Raw genomic sequence first — 15915 nt, 5'->3', positions numbered from 1 at the left:
CAGCCGCTTATAAGGGCGGTGGCTGTAGGGTTGGATTAGTAAAATAGACCGCTAACCTTTTCCAGAGGGCGGTCTATTTCTTTTTGTTGAAGGAAATAATCAAGATCACCAACGTTGCAAATTGAATCATCAACATCAGCGTATCTTTAACCTCCACAGGCATCACCTCCTTTGCAGGAGACTAGCCGACCGCCCATCTAAGCCATTCTGTTGTTAGTTTATAGTATATCATATGGATACTATTGCTAAAAAGGACAAAAATGAAAACGCCTGTTCTAGGCGCTTTTTTGTTTTTTCATAAGATATATTTTAAAAGTTGAAAATCATTATGAGTTCTTAACCAGTATAGGTGTTACGTAACTCATTTAAAAATTGCACAGCATCTTTGAATCCCTATAAATATATTTGGTATATTCGAGATGTATTTTGTCGATTTCAGAAATCCGGGGGCGGTGGCGATGGGAAGCACCATCCGTCTGCGTAGTGGCACGACAGGTAACTTTTAAATTTATGAACATGCCGAATAGACTCAACCTTTACTCCTCCGTTGTTTTCTTCCCCCACACAAATTTCATTATAAAAAATATAATTGTCAGCATGATGAGAAGCAATGCCACCTGCAAGCCATAACGATGAATCAATTCTCCTACTGCTTGTACATGGTCACCAAAGAGACGTCCGAGCAGGAAGAAGATCAGCGTCCAAATCAAGCCCGTTGAATAAGAGAAGAGGGCATAGCGTTTGAAGCTCATTTTATTGATCCCCACAATATAAGGGACAATGTGGCGAACGATTGGCAGCAAGTAGCTGATGCATATCGTGAAGTTTCCATACTTATGTACTAAATTTTCTGAAAAAGTAATATACTTGTCCATTTTTTTCTTTCGACGCAAACGATCCAAAATGGGTGTACCCAAGCTTCTGCCCAACACATAACCTAAGGATAGGCCTGATACAACCCCAAGATATACAATTAAAAAAGCAGGTAACGGATGAAGTATCCCCATGCTTGTTACGGCTCCGCCAGTCATCACTATAACTTCGTCTGGAATGGGCAGTCCCACAATTCCGAGCCATAGAGAGAAGAATAATGCTGCATAGCCATATTGTTCGATAATGGAAATTAAATATTCAACATCCATCCCCATACTCCTTTCTTAAGCTTTCTTTCGGCATACATAGACGAATGCGGGTGGAACATTCATAGGTACAAACTTGATTTCTTCAATATCAAACCATTCACCTAACTGCTGCTTCATCTGTTTAGAGTATTGAAAGGCAACAAACATTCCTCCATCCCTGAGTGATAGATGAATTTGTTCTACGATTTGATCTCGCATCGCTTGTGGAAAGTTGAAGAATGGCAGCCCGCTGATTATACAGTCAAGCTGTTCAATTTGGGCATTTTTCATAGCAAGCTGAAGCTCACGCGAGTCGGAATAGCACAGATAATTCGGGAATCTTCTTTTTAAACTCTGCTGCATGGTCGGGTCCTTCTCAAAGAGCAGAACTTTGGGATGAATTTTTGTCGTAGACGGAATGTATTGGGTAATTGCGCCTGTTCCAGCCCCGAGCTCAGCCACGGCATGAACTTCACTCCATGGAATGGATTCTATCATATTTTTAGCTAAAAATCTGGAACTGGGTGTTACGCTACCTACATATGCAGGTGAGTACAAAAATTTGAATAGGAACATAAGTCTCTCATGAACCAAATGACTAATACGGATCATACACCTTTCCCCTACCTTCAATTTTCAATATACGTTCATTTATTCTCTGCTAAGAGTAACAAATTATCCCTTTACTTGCTCCTGTCTGGAGTAGGGTTCAGTTCCCCGTCCTGCGGAGGGGTCTTTCCTTGACTATGGTCTAGGAAAAAAGAAAAAGAGTACGTATGGGTCAGTCCGTATTCATTCAGTTATCATTCAGCATTCCCTCAGGCTGCCTTCAGTTTTGCTACCGATGAAAGAGAGGTGGGCAGCTAAAAACACTATGTACATTGAGAGGGGATCTACTTTGTCACTATCCATTAACAGGCATCTCATCAAGACTTCGACTTCCTACGATAATTCGAATACGCTGAAGTCAAATGAGAATGGACTAAATAACACGGGGCATACCACACACAAGAAATCTAACGATTCACTCGAATTAAGTGCGGAATTTATGGAATATGCCGGGGGTATGCAGACTCCACTTCCTACGGAAAACTACAGTTATGACTACAAGTACGACCAGGATACTGTGGCGCTGACTACGGATGAACAGAAAGCGTTGTTGTCAGATTTACAAAGTTACTTAACGTCTTCAAGTGCTTTATCTGAAACGAATGAAATCAACAACAGTACGAAAAATCCTTTGGCTGCAGTCAGCGACTTGTTATCCGGGGTGGATCTTTCGACAGCAACAGATGAGGAAGTATCCAATTTATTCGATAAGATAGCAGAATCCATCCAAAATAATCGCCCTGCGCCGCCTGGAGATGACTCATTCCGACCTGAAGTTGATGGCAGTGGTCTGCCTCCAATGATGCAGGCGATGGGTGGAATTATGCCCCCATTTGCATGGAATATTCAGGCGACTACCAATCAAGAGGATGACACCACTACATCTGAAAAAGAGCTTACGGTAGATGAAAAAAGATCCTTACTGAGTGATTTGCAAAACGTCCTGAGTTCCGAGCTTCTATCCGGCTCCGTATCTGCAGAAACAGATGAGCAAACAGATCTGATTTCTGCATTGAAAAACGCATGGGGAAACACAGATGAATCGAATGCAACAGATGAAGAAATATCGGCTTTATTCGATAAAATCGCTAAGATGTTCGAACAATCTATATCATCTTCGTCCTAATCTTTAGGATGCAATAGCATACCTTAGAACCGGTTAGCCCACACCTGTAACCCAAACTTAACTTTAAAAAAGGGGAATTTTTCTATGAATATTTCAGCGACCTCCAGCAATTCTATATCTATTGCAAGTACTTCATCTTCATCCAGTGCCAACAATACAGCCAGTCTGGAAAAGCAAAAAGCTCAGCTTGAAGCAGAGTACAACAAGGTACAACAAAGCAAAGATAATAAAGATACAAAAGAAACAAAAATGAAGCAGCTTCAGCAGCAAATTAAACAAATTGAAGCCCAGATTGCACAGCAAAGTTCTCAATCCAGCAGCACGTCAACACCAAAAATGGAAAAGTCCGCTCCAAGCAATATGGAAATGACTCGCGCCAGCAGCTCGAATGGCAGTGATATTACTGGGGTTGGAAAATCACTGGATATTTCTATCTGATCATCCCATCTCTTCTTCTGTAAGCCTGACGATGATACAAAAGACAGCAGGCTCTCTGTTTCATAGGGAGCCTGCTTTTTTGCGTTTACGTCGGGTTAAAATGAATCATGTGACTAAACTTAGAAAAGTATATACAATAAATAACAGTAGGAAGATGAAAGGTTTCTAACTTTAGTATTTTATAGATTGAATCAGTAGTGTTAGTATACATTCTAAATTGGAGGATTTAAGCCATGACGCTGGAACCTCAAATGAGTCGAAGTAGTAAGGATGAAGCTCGTTTCGTCAGAAACAAGTTGATTGAGTTTAATGCAAAACACGTCCCAGCAGATATTCAAACTCAATATGAAGAGATTAATCTTACGCTGAAAAGTGGAGAAGGTCAGGTCATCGGCGGTCTTCTAAGTGTACTATGTTGGAACTGGGTGGAGGTTGATATTTTGTGGGTAGATCAGGTCCATAGAGGAAAGGGCTACGGTTCGCAATTGCTTGATGAAATCGAACAAATGGCTAGAGATAAAGGATGTAATTTTATACAACTAAATACCTTTTCTTTTCAAGCGCCTGAATTCTATGAGAAACATGGGTATGAAGTAGTCGGTGTCATTGAGGAGGCTCCTAGAGGCTTTAAACACTATTATTATAAGAAAAATATCTACTGAGGACTCCGAATATGCGCGTACAGATCAAGGAAGTAAATAAAGATGAAAAGGTCATCATTCGTAGTATTGGCGAGGAAAAGGTATACGGCTACTGGACATCTTTTTGGTGTGAACTGACCTCGGGATATGCGTATGTTGTTCCGTATAAACAAAGCTTGGACAAGTTAATTCCTGGCTGTGTCATTTCGGTTGAAATTTCTCAATCCAGTATAGAAGGGTTCAGAAGACTGAGGCCTACTGAAAAGACAGGCGTTGTTCGCCCACAACCAAAGCTAGGCGACTATTGGATTCAAGAATTGATACAACAAGTGATGCAAGGCGAAGCAGGCGGGATAGAATGTCTGGAGATTGTTGTAGGAGATGCTACGTTTGTTTTAGATTCGGAAGAAATGAATGGTGATATCCACGTTAAAGCAGGCGATGGTGTCTCCTTTGAAATTATAGGTATGCAGTTGTTTGAAGAGGGACTGTGATTGTTCTGATTGGAATACTATATTTAACCAATTACAATATGTCGGTGAGAAAGTTAAAAGCTAGATCATAGAGAATCGTGAATAAAGAAAGGTATGATTGGATTGGCTACAGAAGTGACACACAAAATATATACTATGTGCATGATTCAAGACGGAACCAAGGTATTGCTTATGAATAGACCCAATCGAAAGGGGTTTCCAGGTTATATTGCTCCAGGAGGAAAAGTAGAGTTCCCAGAGAGCATTGTGAACGGAGCCATTCGCGAAGTAAAGGAGGAAACGGGCTTAACGGTTACGGAAATTGTATTTAAAGGAATCGACGAATATTGTGATCCAAATCAAGGGCTGAGATACATGGTCTTTAACTATTTGGCTACAGCAACGGAAGGTGAACTATTAAAGAATCCCCCTGAGGGAGATCTGCTGTGGGTGGATATGAAGGAAGCACTAAATTTGCCGATGCAGGATTGGTTTAAGCGGAGATTCCCATTGTTTTTCGAGCCGGGGACGTTTGAGGTTAGTTCTGTGTGGCTGGCGGAGACAGATGAAACCCTGGAAGCAACGACTAAGAACTATGGGGTGTAAAGATGACGACCATTAGTAGATATATGGAGCGCTTAAAGAGGAGGTCGTGAGTGGGATGCAGACCGTAAGATTGGTTGAGCCGGATCGGCGCTGGAAGGATACTTATCTTTCATTTTATGAGGAATGGAAAAAAAGCCAGGAGCAAATGGTGCCTTGGGTAATTTCTATAGAACCGTATGATTTTGAAGGTATGCTGACGTTTTTAAATCAACAGAAAAATGGAATTGGCTTGTCTGAAGGCTGGGTTAAAAGTTCGACATACTGGCTGATGGATGCAGATGACCAGGTCGTCGGAGCAGTGAATATCCGTCATGATCTTAACGAGCATCTGTTAAATGCTGGGGGACATATTGGTTATGGTATCCGTCCTTCTGCACGAGGGAACAGGTACGCTGTGACTATGCTGAGTCTGGCATTGGGCAAAGCAAAAGAGTTGGGTGTTTCCAGAGCCCTCGTCGTATGCGACTCCGATAATATCAGTTCCAAAAGAACGATTCTGCGAAACGGCGGAACACCAGACAAGGATTACATAGAGGAAGATGGAAACCGTGTAAACCGGTTTTGGATCGAGCTGTAAGTGAGGGAGGGGAACACAAAAGCTCATGAAAATATGGCCTGAATATGCACAAAATATTATTGTCGGTGTCATTTTTCAGGGACAATGGAATTGGTATGTGACGGAAAGAGAGTATTGGTTTTTGAATACCGAGATGGAGGAACGGTTTGGTATCGCTATTTTGGATGAGACTACCGCGGGAGCATTTTTGGAACACATCTGTGAATATAAGGTGGCTGCGGGAGAACTCACTACAATGCTCCAGATGCTAGATGATGCAATCCAGCATAAGGATGAAGTGTTGGAATTCTGTCCTGCTTTATATGTTGATTTTGACCAGAAAATTCTCTACTCACTATTTCCAGAGCCAGCTTCTTTTGAACACTATGTCCCGGTGGGGTGGAAAGGGGAATATCAGAACTTTTTGGAAGAGGTCCCTCCTGCTGAACGATATTGGATAATCCACGGAAGTGACTTTTTCAAAAAATACAGCTGAAAAGATGAAGGAGGAAATGAACATATGAATTCTTCCATGCATGAATTTACGATCATATCCAAGCACAGAATGTACGATCAATACTTGGTTAAGCTGCGGGCATGAAGGTATGGAGGATAGCTTCAAACCTTCAGTGCAGCATTGGATAATACAGGCTATATAAATATGTATGATGTTTACCATGTGGTTGAGCATACGGCTTATCATCTCGGGCAGATCATAGATCGAGTTCAGAGACTGGCAGGCCACCGTTTTCAATTTGTACAGACTGGGTTGAATGAAAAAGCATTGCATGCAATAGTGAATCAATCCCTGCCTAATACACAAGATTAACAAAAGCAATAGCCAGATAACTGTATAAAATGTAGTTCCAAAATCACAAAAACCTCTGTCACAGATATGTTTTTATTTCTTAATTGATATTGATAATTATTATCACTTATAATAGAAGCAGACATATTAAGTTATGATAGGGAGAGTTGCAGAGTGACAGAGTCCTTGGAATTATATGATGTAACGATCATCGGCGGCGGTCCTGCCGGTATGTATACCGCGTTTTACAGTGGAATGAGAGATATGAAAACCAAGCTTATCGAAGCCAAGCATGAGCTAGGCGGACGGATGCGCATATACCCTGAGAAGATGATATGGGATGTTGGAGGCGTTACCCCGATTTTATGTGAAAAGCTGATCGACCAGCTGGAGCAGCAGGCAAAAACGTTCGAGCCTACCATTGTATTGGGGCAACAGATTACGGGGATGGATCGGCAAGAAGATGGTACGTTCCTGCTGACTTCTGCCACAGGGGAACAGCATTGGACGCGTACGATCGTTCTGGCCGTAGGCTATGGTATTCTCAAAATGGCTAAATTGGAGATTGAAGGCGCTGACCGTTACGAGGTTACAAACCTGCATTATACCGTACAAGAGCTGGAGCCGTTCCGGGACAAGCATGTCCTGATTTCCGGTGGAGGCAACTCAGCGGTAGATTGGGCGAATGAGCTGGAATCTATTGCGGCGAGTGTGACAGTTGTACATCGTCGGGATCATTTTGGCGGACATGAGAAAAATGTAGCCCGTATGAAATCCTCTTCGGTTCGTGTTCTCACACCTTACGCGGTAGGTCAGTTACATAGCAACAACGGAGAGACGATTGAGCAGGTGACGATCAATCATGTAGATACGGGCGAAACAGAGATACTGAATGTTGATGCAGTTATCGTAAATCATGGTCTAAAATCCGATTTCGGTCCTCTGCGAGATTGGGGACTGGATATGGGAGAGTGGCATGCCCGCGTAAGCGACAAGCTGGAAACGAATCTACCGGGGATTTTTGCTGCAGGCGATTTTGTCGAGTACGGAAGCAAGCTGTATCTGATTGCAGGTACGTTCACAGACGCCGCCCTTGCCCTCAACAGCGCCAAGCTGTACATTGATCCGACAGCTGACAAAGCGGCATATGTATCTTCTCATAACAGCCGATTCAAGGAAAAAAACCGCGAGCTTGGTGTCGTGGAGTAAGATAAGGGAATCAGTGTTTAATAAAGAACTTCCGTTAACTACAGCTGATGTGGTTGAGGAGGTTCTTTTTTTGCATAGTTAAGGACTTCTCGACCTAAGGTTGGATGCCACACACATATAGAATAAAATGAAGAAAGCCTGTCTTTTTCGGGACTTAAATAGTAGATTTGGAGTAGAAAAGATTAGGAGTGTGAAAAAATGAGCTTACGAGAGGTGTTTGAGCGTCTAGCGATTTATCTGCCTGACGATACGCTGGAAGCTTTACTGATCCATAGTAAGAAGCAGAAAGGGCAGAAGGTTCAGCTACGATTACTGAGTGAACAGGAGCTTGCTGAGAGTACTGAGTGGATGGCGCAGATCGAGGTGTTCAAACATATCGTCCCTCTATGGACGGATGATCATTCTAATTATGTAGGCCTATATGTAGAAGGACCGTTGGCATATAAATTATGTTATATAAATCACGAGGAAACAGATTTGTCACCGATATACCGAAGCGCGGCTTCGTTGATTGCAGAGTTGGAGCAAAAACCGGAGCTCGATTGGGAACAGCTGCATAAGGATTACCCATCTGACGAGGACATAAGCACCGAACAACTAGCAGAAGATATTCGCTGTATGCATGAATTACAGGCTATACTGGAAAAGGATTCATTTATGGAGGATGACGTGAGGTGTCAGCTTCTTTACAGCTTAATGGCGATTACACCTGTCAGTGAGGTGGATTCATTGCTTTCCTATGTGGATGATGAAGAGATGTATGTACAGGAACGGGCATGTATTCTTTTGGGATATCATGGGTATGAACCAGCGACCGAAATATTAAAAGAAGTAGTGAAGCATGGAAGCCCAAATGGGAAGCTGGCAGCCCGTAAGGCGCTCTCGATGATTCGCGCTAAGCAAATGGACAAGCATATAAAAAAATAAACCAACCTCTCACATAGCAAATATGGACGGGATTGAAAGGTGACTTATGAACAGACGAACAGAGCAACAGGAAGCGATAAGAGTAGATATCATTCAAAAGGCAGAGCCGTATGTACAGCAACAGTTGGAGCATGACCACAGTGGTCACGATTGGTGGCATATTGACCGGGTGAGGAAGCTGTCCATTGAAATCGCTGCAAAAGAAGGTGCAGATCCGTTCGTGTGTGAACTGGCAGCACTGTTGCATGATGTAGCGGATGAAAAATTGAATGATTCCAAACAAGCGGGGCTGGATAAAGTTGAGCAGTGGCTGCATCTGCATGTAAACGATCCGGACGTGATCACACACGTAATGACCATTATTGCTACAATGTCCTACAATGGTGGACAAAACCCGCCTATGGAAACGCTGGAAGGTCAGGTTGTACAGGATGCAGATCGGTTGGATGCCCTGGGAGCGATTGGAATTGCAAGAACCTTTATGTATGCAGGCTCAAAGGGCAGTATCATGCATGAACCAGGTCAGGACTATTCACAGTATGAATATCGCGCCGCAGGTAAAAGTGCTATTTACCATTTTTACGAAAAGCTGCTCAAGCTCAAGGATTTAATGAACACCACTTATGCCCGAGAGCTAGCGGAGGTCCGGCATCAATGGATGGAGATATATTTGGAGCAGTTCTATAGAGAATGGAATGTGAATGATATCCAACAGAACAGGGGAGGCTGATGCTTCCTAATTGCAATGATTCCAGGAGAAGTCAGCTCTCTTTTTAATAAATATTAGAAAAAATATTGCAATACACCGATTTCTCTCCTACTATTGATAATAGTTATCAATGATAATGATAATTATTATCTGTAAATTCAAGTAGGTAGAGGGGAGTCTTTTAGATCATGAAGAAATTTGCAGTATGGATGTGTACCTTGTTATCGGCAAGTTTGCTGTTGACGGCATGTGGTGAAAAGGTACAGGAGGTGGATAGCTCAGCCCAAAAGAATACCAATGCATCGACACAAACGTCTGTTTCTGACGGAGAAAGTGCCAAGACGATTACATATCTAGATAAGACTTATAAGCTGGCCAAAACGGATCATATTATTATAGCTAGTCTGGAAGCTATGGAAGATGCAGCTGTCCTGGGAGTGAAACCAACTGGGGCGGTTACTTCGGGCGGAAAATTTCCTGAGTTCATGGAAAAAGCGATGGAAGGAGCCGCAGACGTTGGTGACCGAATGCAGCCTAGCGCTGAAACGATCCTGAAACTGAAGGCAGATGTGATTCTTGGGAGTTCTAAATTTCGGCCTGCGGTGGCAGAACAGCTAGGGAAGGTCGCTACATTGGTTCCAGTATCCCATATTTCAACGAACTGGGAAGCGAATCTATTAATGTTGGGACAGCTTACAGGCAAAGAGGCGAAGGCGAAGGAGATCCTGGACAAGTACAAGCAAGATGCGGAGGCGGCCCAACAGAAGCTCAAACCAATATGGGGAAATAAAAAGGTAATCATGGTACGGATTCGTACAGGCAATCTGTATGTATACCCTGCGGATGTATATTTCAATCCTTCGCTGTATGCTGATCTAGGAGCTAAGGTACCGGAAGAGTTAAATACAGTTAAAGCACAAGAGGCGGTTTCTCTGGAGAAATTGGCTGATATGAACCCCGATTATCTGTTCGTGCAATTCTCCGAAGGAGAGAACAAGGACCAGCCGCAGGCATTGGCAGATTTGGAGAAGAATCCGATTTGGAGCAGCATCAATGCCGTCAAGAATGGGAAAACCTTCGTCAACATTGTAGATCCCAATGCTCAAGGTGGTACTTCATGGAGCAAACTTGCCTTTTTGGAAGCGGTTATGAACCGACTTTCGCAGTAAAGGTAGGAACATGGGAAAAAAGTTGATCTCTCCTTATGTTGTAATCTTCGTCTCTCCCTTATTTATCGTATTAACGCTACTGCTGTCTGTGATGTATGGAGCCAAAACGATAGAATGGGAGACGGTAACTGCTAGCTTTTTTCATTTTGATGCTGGGAATGTGGATCATCAGGTCGTTTTAAACTCGCGTCTGCCCAGAGCGGTCGGCTCTATATTAATCGGTGCTTTTCTTGCGATTTCAGGAGCCATTATGCAAGGAATGACGCGGAACTTCTTGGCTTCACCCTCAATTATGGGCGTGTCGGATGGGGCGGCATTTGTGATCACCTTAATGATGATTCTTGCGCCAAACTCCACTTCGATGGGCCTGATCGGAAGTTCTTTTGTGGGGTCTGCTTTGGGAGTGGCTATTGTGTTCGGTTTAGCCTGGATGATTCCCGGCGGTCTTGCTCCGGTTCGTATGGCCATTTTGGGAACGATCATCGGCACGTTTTTAAGCAGCCTGTCGGCCGTTCTTTCCATTTATTTTAATGTATCGCAAAATGTAAGCTTCTGGTTTAACGCTCGTCTGCATCAGATGGATCCCGATATGATTCAATTGGCAATTCCCTTTGCTCTTGTGGCAATTGTGGGAGCGATGCTGCTGGCCAAGCCAATAACACTATTGTCGCTGGGCGACGACGTGGCCATAGGGCTGGGACAGCGGGCATTACCGGTCAAGCTGGGGGCCATGCTCTGTGTAGCATTGCTGACAGGTGTTTCTGTTGCGCTGGCAGGAAAAATTGCCTTCGTTGGCTTGTTGATTCCGCACATTACCCGATATTTAATCGGTGTAGATTACCGTTGGGTCATTCCATGCTCTGGATTGATCGGTGGTGTTTTTTTGGGCATGTCTGATGTGTTGAGCCGTTTTCTTAATTATCCGTTTGAAACGCCTATTGGTGTGGTTACCTCGGTCATTGGCATCCCTTTCTTTCTGTACTTAATACGTAGAAAAGGAGGGGGGGAGCATGCGTAAAATCAGTGCGAAACGTCTGTGGTTCGTACTTTCAGGCGGGGCTGCGCTCATTTTAGCAGCTTCCTATGTCAGTCTGACCCATGGAGAGTTCGACATGACCCTACAGGAAGTAATTCAGACCTTGTTCCGTATTCACCCTACTCCGCAGTTGGATTTGGTGATTTTTGATTTTCGGCTACCGCGTATTGTGATTGCGGCCTTGGTCGGCTTAGGTCTGGGGATTGCTGGGGCGGCAGTACAGGGAGTTACACGGAATGGTTTGGCCGATCCCGGCATTTTAGGCATTAACGCAGGGGCGGGGGCAGCCATCGTCATATTTATGTTCTTTTACCAGGGACAAATGGAAACGACCGGCTGGACTGCAGCGCTGGCTATGCCCTTTTTCGGCTTGATTGGAGGTTTGATGGCTGCGCTGCTGATCTATTTATTTGCTTGGAAAGCAGGTCGTCTGGATCCGCAGCGGTTGCTTCTCGTAGGTATCGCGATTGGCTCTGGCTTCGGTTCCTTAAGCTTATATCTGTCGCTGAAAATGAAAGCCTCGGATTTCGAGATGGCGACAGTATGGATGTCGGGCAGTATTTGGAGTGCTGATTGGAAGCTGGTTGCTGCCGTAATTCCGTGGCTTGTCATTTTAATTCCTGTTATTTGGCTGAAGTCATATGTTCTGGATCTATTTCAATTGCATGAACATACAGCTAAAAGTCTCGGGGTTGCGACCGAAAAGGAAAAGTCTATTCTTCTGTTGTCCAGCATTGGACTGGTGAGTGCCTGTGTGTCTGTTTCGGGAGGAATAGGCTTTGTAGGATTATTGTCTCCTCATATCGCCAGAAGGCTGGTTGGCCTTCATCATCGTTTTGTGATTCCTGTATGCGGTATGGTCGGTATGGTACTGGTGCTATTATCTGATTTTATTGCCAAAACGGTGGTTGCGCCTGCGGAAATTCCCGTTGGGCTGATTATTGCGGTGATCGGGGTCCCTTATTTTGTAGTCTTGCTTATGAAAAAAACGGCCTGATTTCATTAGAATTCAGGTTCTACAGGAGGTTATTTTCATTAAAAACGTATTTACGCAAGCTAATCATTCCAGCGATGCTCACGGAGCCGTATGCGTTCCTCGTAGTCAGCATCGAGTGATGCACTCGCAGGCTGAAAACCGTGAGTATCATATTTATATTGCCATCCCTGCCGAGGAACCTCCTGTATCTGGTCATCCTATTATTTATGTGCTGGATGCCAATTCTGTTTTTGGAACCATGGTGGAAGCAGTGCGCGTTCAGGGTAGACGGCCCGACAAAACAGGGGTTGTTCCAGCTATCGTTGTAGGAATAGGCTATCCATCAGAGGCTCCATTTCATCCTTCACGATATTACGATCTTACACTGCCGGGGACGGCTGTGGAGCTTCCAATAAAGCCAAACGAAGATGCAGCTATAGAAAGCGGGGGCGCCGAGCATTTCTTATCATTTATTGAAGATGAGCTTAAGCCTATGATTGAGCGTGATTTTCCTATCGACCGCAGCCGACAGACGATCTTCGGGCATTCGCTTGGAGGACTGTTCGTATTACATACCCTGTTTACAAGACCAGACTCTTTTCAGGTGTATGTGGCGGGAAGTCCGTCTATACACTGGGGTGGACAAGCTATTAAGGATGAAGAGAAACAGTTTGTAGCTTCTATAGCTCAGAAGCATTGGACTAAAAAGCTGTTGATTGCTGTAGGGGAGTTAGAGGCTGGGCATTTTAGTGGCATGCAGGAAAAAGCCAGGGACTTAGCTGCGCGTCTAACGACTAGGGACAATCTAGGACTACACGTAGAGTACCGGGAATTTGCAGACGAAGGTCATATATCCGTGCTGCCGGTCTTGGTTAGCAGAGCGGTTCGTTTTGCTAGTGATTCTATCTAAATATGCAGATAGGTATACATTTTTGAAAGTGTTTTTATTAAAAAAATGCAAGAAATCTGAGGCTGTTTCCCCAACCGAGCATATCGGAGGGGAGCAGCCTTTATTTTTTTGTAAATGTCATATTGATATTATTGTTTAGATGTGTTATTTTGTTGTTAATAACAAATTGATAATAACAATTAATAATTAACAATTAACAAGATGATGGATACTATAAAGAAAGCGAGGAAGCGACGATGTTTGGATTTAATTTTGTTAAATTTCAACCCAGTGAATATGTCATGAAGGTGAAGAACGGGAAGGTGGTTCGAGAGGGTGTGGGGTTATCTTTTTATTACTATGCTCCGACAACCTCGGTTGTCGTCGTGCCGGTCTCTTCCATTGATGTACCGTTCATGTTTGAAGATATGACGAATGATTTCCAGGCAGTGACAGTGCAGGGACAACTGACTTATCGGATTGTGGATTACCGCAGAACGACGCAGATTTTAAACTACACGTATGATTTGAAGGAACGACGCTACATTTCGGACGATCCAAGCAAGCTGGCCCAACGGGTGATTAATATTGCCAAGGTGCTTACCAAAAAGTATTTGGAACGTGTCCCACTCAAAGAAGCAGTTCAGTCCAGTGAACGTCTGGCCCAAAACATGACGAAGGATATTGCTCAGCATACAGAAATGGAGAAACTGGGCATTGAGGTCATGGGGCTGTCCATTTTGGCGATTTTACCCAATAAGGAGACGATGAGAGCACTGGAAGCGCAGGCGAGAGAGGAAATTCTTCGTAGTGCGGATCATGCTTTGTATGAGCGTCGTAACGCATCCATTGAGCAGGAACGCCGTGTAAAGGAAAATGAGCTGAATACGGAAATTGCAGTGGAGACGAAAAAAAGGCAGATCCGCGAAACCCAACTGGATGCCGAGCGTTCCGTAAAGCAAAAGCAAAGTGAGATGAAGGAGGAGCAGCTGCGGTTCGACACGGCCTTGGAAGAGAAAAAACGCGAACTGATTGAGCTGACCGTAACGAATAAAAAGGCGGAAGCCGATGCCAAGGCCTATGAGCTGACAGCGGTGATGAAATCGTTGCAGGATGTCGAGCCCAACGTACTTCAAGCTATGGCCAACATGGATATGAGCCCGGATAAGCTGATCGCGATCGCATTTCAGGAGCTCGCAGAAAATGCAGGGAAAATCGGTCAGTTGAATATTACACCGGATCTGCTACAAGGTCTCATGTCAGATACGGGAACAAACGGATCAGCAGGATCGAGAGGATCTGGAGGAAGAGCACGATGAACAACCGAATGACAGAGCAGAAGATTATTTTGGTGAAGCGTAAAACGCGACTGGAGGAACTGATTGTCAGATACAATACGGTGCAGCAGGCTCGCTTCTTTATGGAACGATTGGGTGCGGATTTCAGTGATTATGTGCTGGAGGATGAAAATTACCGCAGGGCGGTGGCAACGGCAACGTCCGAGTTATCGGCCTTGGGGCGTGTGCAGATTGTGGAGCGGGAGCATGTACCGAACTTTATTTTTGGTGAACAGGATACGGTGGTGGTACTGGGTCAGGATGGGCTGGTAGCCAACACGTTAAAATATTTGACCGAGCAGCCGCTAATCGGCGTGAATCCAGATCCATTGCGCTGGGACGGGGTATTGCTTCCATTTACTGTATCTGATCTGCGCTGGGTGGTGCCGGATGTGTTCGTGAACAGACGGCCGATTAAAGAGGTTACGTTGGCTAAGGCCCAACTAAATGATGGTCAATCCTTATATGCCGTGAACGATTTGTTCATCGGGCGCAAAACTCATGTTTCTGCGAGATATGAGTTGAGATTGGAGGATCAGGTAGAGCAGCAATCGTCCAGCGGTATTATCGTTTCCACGGGACTGGGGGCGACGGGCTGGCTGACCAGTGTGCTGGCTGGAGCGGCCGGTATTGTCGGCAGTGCTACACGGCATCCGGTCTCGCTGACTCCAGATCACCTGGTGTCAGGTGCTGCTTTTAGTCAGGAGGGGACAGTAGAAGGAACGGGGCATGATCATCGTGCAACCTGGAGCTCGCCATCGCTTTATTTTACGGTGAGAGAACCGTTTCCCAGTCGGACGACTGCTGCGGAGCTGGTGTTTGGACAGGTGGCTGTTGAAAGACCGCTGCGCATTGCTTCGCAGATGCCGGAGAATGGAGTTATTTTTAGTGATGGAGTGGAAAGCGACTTTCTGGAGTTTAATGCTGGCATTGAGGCGACCATTGGACCGGCGGAGAAAAAAGGGCATCTGGTCGTGTAGAGGTTTGTACAGGACGGCAATGGGTAATTATGAGTAAGGTACAACCATCAGAAGAAATTAAAAAGGAGGAATCAACATGAGCGACCACACTCAAGACGAAGCGAAAATCCGCAACAAGAAGAACGAGGACGGAGATTCCTTGATGGAGAAAACGAAGCTGGACAACGGCGTGGATATTGAGCCTGAGGCTGATGAATGGATTGCGAAGCCCTCACCAGTATCATACGATGATACGAAATCCTCTTCGCAGAAATAAGACTCTTGTGCTTCAATAGAGCAGTAATGCAAAGACAGATGATCCTTAA

21 protein-coding genes are annotated in these 15915 nt (G+C 44.5%); 18 read left to right on the top strand and 3 right to left on the bottom strand.

The features are described from left to right. Positions 1-73: 73 nt before the first annotated feature. The 3 genes from OIU26_RS07355 to OIU26_RS07345 form a co-directional block, all read right to left on the bottom strand. The gene (locus OIU26_RS07355; RefSeq protein ID WP_007429455.1) at positions 74-163 is read right to left on the bottom strand and encodes a putative holin-like toxin; all 90 of its coding nucleotides are present in this window, start codon (positions 161-163) and stop codon (positions 74-76) included. A 373-nt stretch (positions 164-536) separates the two neighbouring features. Further along, positions 537-1142 (bottom strand): DedA family protein, encoded by a 606-nt coding sequence (locus OIU26_RS07350; protein ID WP_264216398.1) that lies wholly within the window; start codon positions 1140-1142, stop codon positions 537-539. A 15-nt stretch (positions 1143-1157) separates the two neighbouring features. Next, positions 1158-1733, bottom strand: a complete 576-nt coding sequence (locus tag OIU26_RS07345; RefSeq protein ID WP_013370020.1) for a class I SAM-dependent methyltransferase — start codon at positions 1731-1733, stop codon at positions 1158-1160. Between the two features lie 262 nt (positions 1734-1995). On the opposite strand from OIU26_RS07345, the gene OIU26_RS07340 reads away from it, so the two are divergent. From OIU26_RS07340 to OIU26_RS07255, 18 genes are all read left to right on the top strand, one after another. Continuing rightward, entirely contained in the window at positions 1996-2856 is an 861-nt protein-coding gene (locus OIU26_RS07340; protein WP_264216397.1) for a hypothetical protein, read from the top strand. Positions 2857-2940: 84 nt separating this feature from the next. Then, positions 2941-3294 (top strand): FlxA-like family protein, encoded by a 354-nt coding sequence (locus OIU26_RS07335; RefSeq protein WP_013370022.1) that lies wholly within the window; start codon positions 2941-2943, stop codon positions 3292-3294. 233 nt (positions 3295-3527) lie between these two features. Continuing rightward, positions 3528-3956 carry a GNAT family N-acetyltransferase gene (locus OIU26_RS07330; RefSeq protein WP_264216396.1) on the top strand — a complete coding sequence of 143 codons (429 nt, stop codon included), beginning with the start codon at positions 3528-3530 and terminating at the stop codon, positions 3954-3956. A gap of 11 nt (positions 3957-3967) precedes the next feature. Next, the gene (locus OIU26_RS07325; RefSeq protein WP_264216395.1) at positions 3968-4429 is read left to right on the top strand and encodes a hypothetical protein; all 462 of its coding nucleotides are present in this window, start codon (positions 3968-3970) and stop codon (positions 4427-4429) included. Between the two features lie 93 nt (positions 4430-4522). Further along, the gene (locus tag OIU26_RS07320) at positions 4523-5014 is read left to right on the top strand and encodes an 8-oxo-dGTP diphosphatase (protein WP_013370025.1); all 492 of its coding nucleotides are present in this window, start codon (positions 4523-4525) and stop codon (positions 5012-5014) included. 55 nt (positions 5015-5069) lie between these two features. Next, positions 5070-5591: a GNAT family N-acetyltransferase gene (locus OIU26_RS07315; protein WP_013370026.1), complete on the top strand. Its 522-nt coding sequence runs from the start codon at positions 5070-5072 to the stop codon at positions 5589-5591. Positions 5592-5616: 25 nt separating this feature from the next. Next, a complete protein-coding gene (locus OIU26_RS07310; RefSeq protein ID WP_165081385.1) occupies positions 5617-6066 on the top strand; it encodes a hypothetical protein in 450 nt (149 codons plus the stop codon). A gap of 141 nt (positions 6067-6207) precedes the next feature. Then, complete coding sequence (locus tag OIU26_RS07305) at positions 6208-6399, top strand: hypothetical protein (RefSeq protein WP_244491578.1); 192 nt, start codon at positions 6208-6210, stop codon at positions 6397-6399. Positions 6400-6552: 153 nt separating this feature from the next. Further along, complete coding sequence (locus tag OIU26_RS07300) at positions 6553-7587, top strand: NAD(P)/FAD-dependent oxidoreductase (protein WP_264216394.1); 1035 nt, start codon at positions 6553-6555, stop codon at positions 7585-7587. Between the two features lie 198 nt (positions 7588-7785). Next, complete coding sequence (locus OIU26_RS07295; RefSeq protein WP_264216393.1) at positions 7786-8514, top strand: HEAT repeat domain-containing protein; 729 nt, start codon at positions 7786-7788, stop codon at positions 8512-8514. A 46-nt stretch (positions 8515-8560) separates the two neighbouring features. Next, positions 8561-9244 carry an HD domain-containing protein gene (locus OIU26_RS07290; RefSeq protein WP_264216392.1) on the top strand — a complete coding sequence of 228 codons (684 nt, stop codon included), beginning with the start codon at positions 8561-8563 and terminating at the stop codon, positions 9242-9244. 167 nt (positions 9245-9411) lie between these two features. Next, on the top strand, positions 9412-10392 hold the full coding sequence (locus tag OIU26_RS07285) for an ABC transporter substrate-binding protein (protein ID WP_264216391.1): 981 nt from the start codon (positions 9412-9414) through the stop codon (positions 10390-10392). Positions 10393-10402: 10 nt separating this feature from the next. Next, on the top strand, positions 10403-11410 hold the full coding sequence (locus tag OIU26_RS07280) for an iron ABC transporter permease (RefSeq protein WP_264216390.1): 1008 nt from the start codon (positions 10403-10405) through the stop codon (positions 11408-11410). Next, positions 11403-12425: a FecCD family ABC transporter permease gene (locus OIU26_RS07275; RefSeq protein WP_013370034.1), complete on the top strand. Its 1023-nt coding sequence runs from the start codon at positions 11403-11405 to the stop codon at positions 12423-12425. Before OIU26_RS07280 ends, OIU26_RS07275 begins: the two co-directional genes overlap by 8 nt. 118 nt (positions 12426-12543) lie before the next feature. After that, a complete protein-coding gene (locus tag OIU26_RS07270; RefSeq protein ID WP_264216771.1) occupies positions 12544-13314 on the top strand; it encodes an alpha/beta hydrolase in 771 nt (256 codons plus the stop codon). Positions 13315-13550: 236 nt separating this feature from the next. Continuing rightward, a complete protein-coding gene (locus tag OIU26_RS07265; protein ID WP_025364371.1) occupies positions 13551-14612 on the top strand; it encodes an SPFH domain-containing protein in 1062 nt (353 codons plus the stop codon). Then, on the top strand, positions 14609-15610 hold the full coding sequence (locus OIU26_RS07260; protein WP_264216389.1) for a sugar kinase: 1002 nt from the start codon (positions 14609-14611) through the stop codon (positions 15608-15610). Before OIU26_RS07265 ends, OIU26_RS07260 begins: the two co-directional genes overlap by 4 nt. Positions 15611-15686: 76 nt before the next feature. Beyond that, positions 15687-15866, top strand: coding sequence for a hypothetical protein (locus tag OIU26_RS07255; RefSeq protein ID WP_013370039.1), 180 nt, complete (start codon positions 15687-15689; stop codon positions 15864-15866). The last annotated feature ends 49 nt before the right edge of the window (positions 15867-15915 follow it).

The sequence above is a fragment of the Paenibacillus sp. BT-177 genome (genome assembly GCF_025846815.2).
Lineage (GTDB): Bacteria > Bacillota > Bacilli > Paenibacillales > Paenibacillaceae > Paenibacillus > Paenibacillus polymyxa_C.
The sequence above is the reverse complement of the archived record's forward strand: the minus strand, read 5'-3'. Positions and strand labels throughout refer to the sequence as shown.

Excerpts from the sequence above, each read along its gene's own strand:
- OIU26_RS07350 (WP_264216398.1), bottom strand. The coding sequence starts at position 1,142 with ATGGATGTTGAATATTTAATTTCCATTATCGAACAATATGGCTATGCA.
- OIU26_RS07330 (WP_264216396.1), top strand. The coding sequence starts at position 3,528 with ATGACGCTGGAACCTCAAATGAGTCGAAGTAGTAAGGATGAAGCTCGT.
- OIU26_RS07315 (WP_013370026.1), top strand. The coding sequence starts at position 5,070 with ATGCAGACCGTAAGATTGGTTGAGCCGGATCGGCGCTGGAAGGATACT.
- OIU26_RS07355 (WP_007429455.1), bottom strand. The coding sequence starts at position 163 with ATGCCTGTGGAGGTTAAAGATACGCTGATGTTGATGATTCAATTTGCA.
- OIU26_RS07270 (WP_264216771.1), top strand. The coding sequence starts at position 12,544 with ATGCACTCGCAGGCTGAAAACCGTGAGTATCATATTTATATTGCCATC.
- OIU26_RS07280 (WP_264216390.1), top strand. The coding sequence starts at position 10,403 with ATGGGAAAAAAGTTGATCTCTCCTTATGTTGTAATCTTCGTCTCTCCC.
- OIU26_RS07320 (WP_013370025.1), top strand. The coding sequence starts at position 4,523 with ATGATTGGATTGGCTACAGAAGTGACACACAAAATATATACTATGTGC.
- OIU26_RS07285 (WP_264216391.1), top strand. The coding sequence starts at position 9,412 with ATGAAGAAATTTGCAGTATGGATGTGTACCTTGTTATCGGCAAGTTTG.
- OIU26_RS07310 (WP_165081385.1), top strand. The coding sequence starts at position 5,617 with ATGAAAATATGGCCTGAATATGCACAAAATATTATTGTCGGTGTCATT.
- OIU26_RS07345 (WP_013370020.1), bottom strand. The coding sequence starts at position 1,733 with ATGATCCGTATTAGTCATTTGGTTCATGAGAGACTTATGTTCCTATTC.
- OIU26_RS07295 (WP_264216393.1), top strand. The coding sequence starts at position 7,786 with ATGAGCTTACGAGAGGTGTTTGAGCGTCTAGCGATTTATCTGCCTGAC.
- OIU26_RS07325 (WP_264216395.1), top strand. The coding sequence starts at position 3,968 with ATGCGCGTACAGATCAAGGAAGTAAATAAAGATGAAAAGGTCATCATT.
- OIU26_RS07260 (WP_264216389.1), top strand. The coding sequence starts at position 14,609 with ATGAACAACCGAATGACAGAGCAGAAGATTATTTTGGTGAAGCGTAAA.
- OIU26_RS07340 (WP_264216397.1), top strand. The coding sequence starts at position 1,996 with ATGTACATTGAGAGGGGATCTACTTTGTCACTATCCATTAACAGGCAT.
- OIU26_RS07275 (WP_013370034.1), top strand. The coding sequence starts at position 11,403 with ATGCGTAAAATCAGTGCGAAACGTCTGTGGTTCGTACTTTCAGGCGGG.
- OIU26_RS07290 (WP_264216392.1), top strand. The coding sequence starts at position 8,561 with ATGAACAGACGAACAGAGCAACAGGAAGCGATAAGAGTAGATATCATT.
- OIU26_RS07335 (WP_013370022.1), top strand. The coding sequence starts at position 2,941 with ATGAATATTTCAGCGACCTCCAGCAATTCTATATCTATTGCAAGTACT.
- OIU26_RS07255 (WP_013370039.1), top strand. The coding sequence starts at position 15,687 with ATGAGCGACCACACTCAAGACGAAGCGAAAATCCGCAACAAGAAGAAC.
- OIU26_RS07265 (WP_025364371.1), top strand. The coding sequence starts at position 13,551 with ATGTTTGGATTTAATTTTGTTAAATTTCAACCCAGTGAATATGTCATG.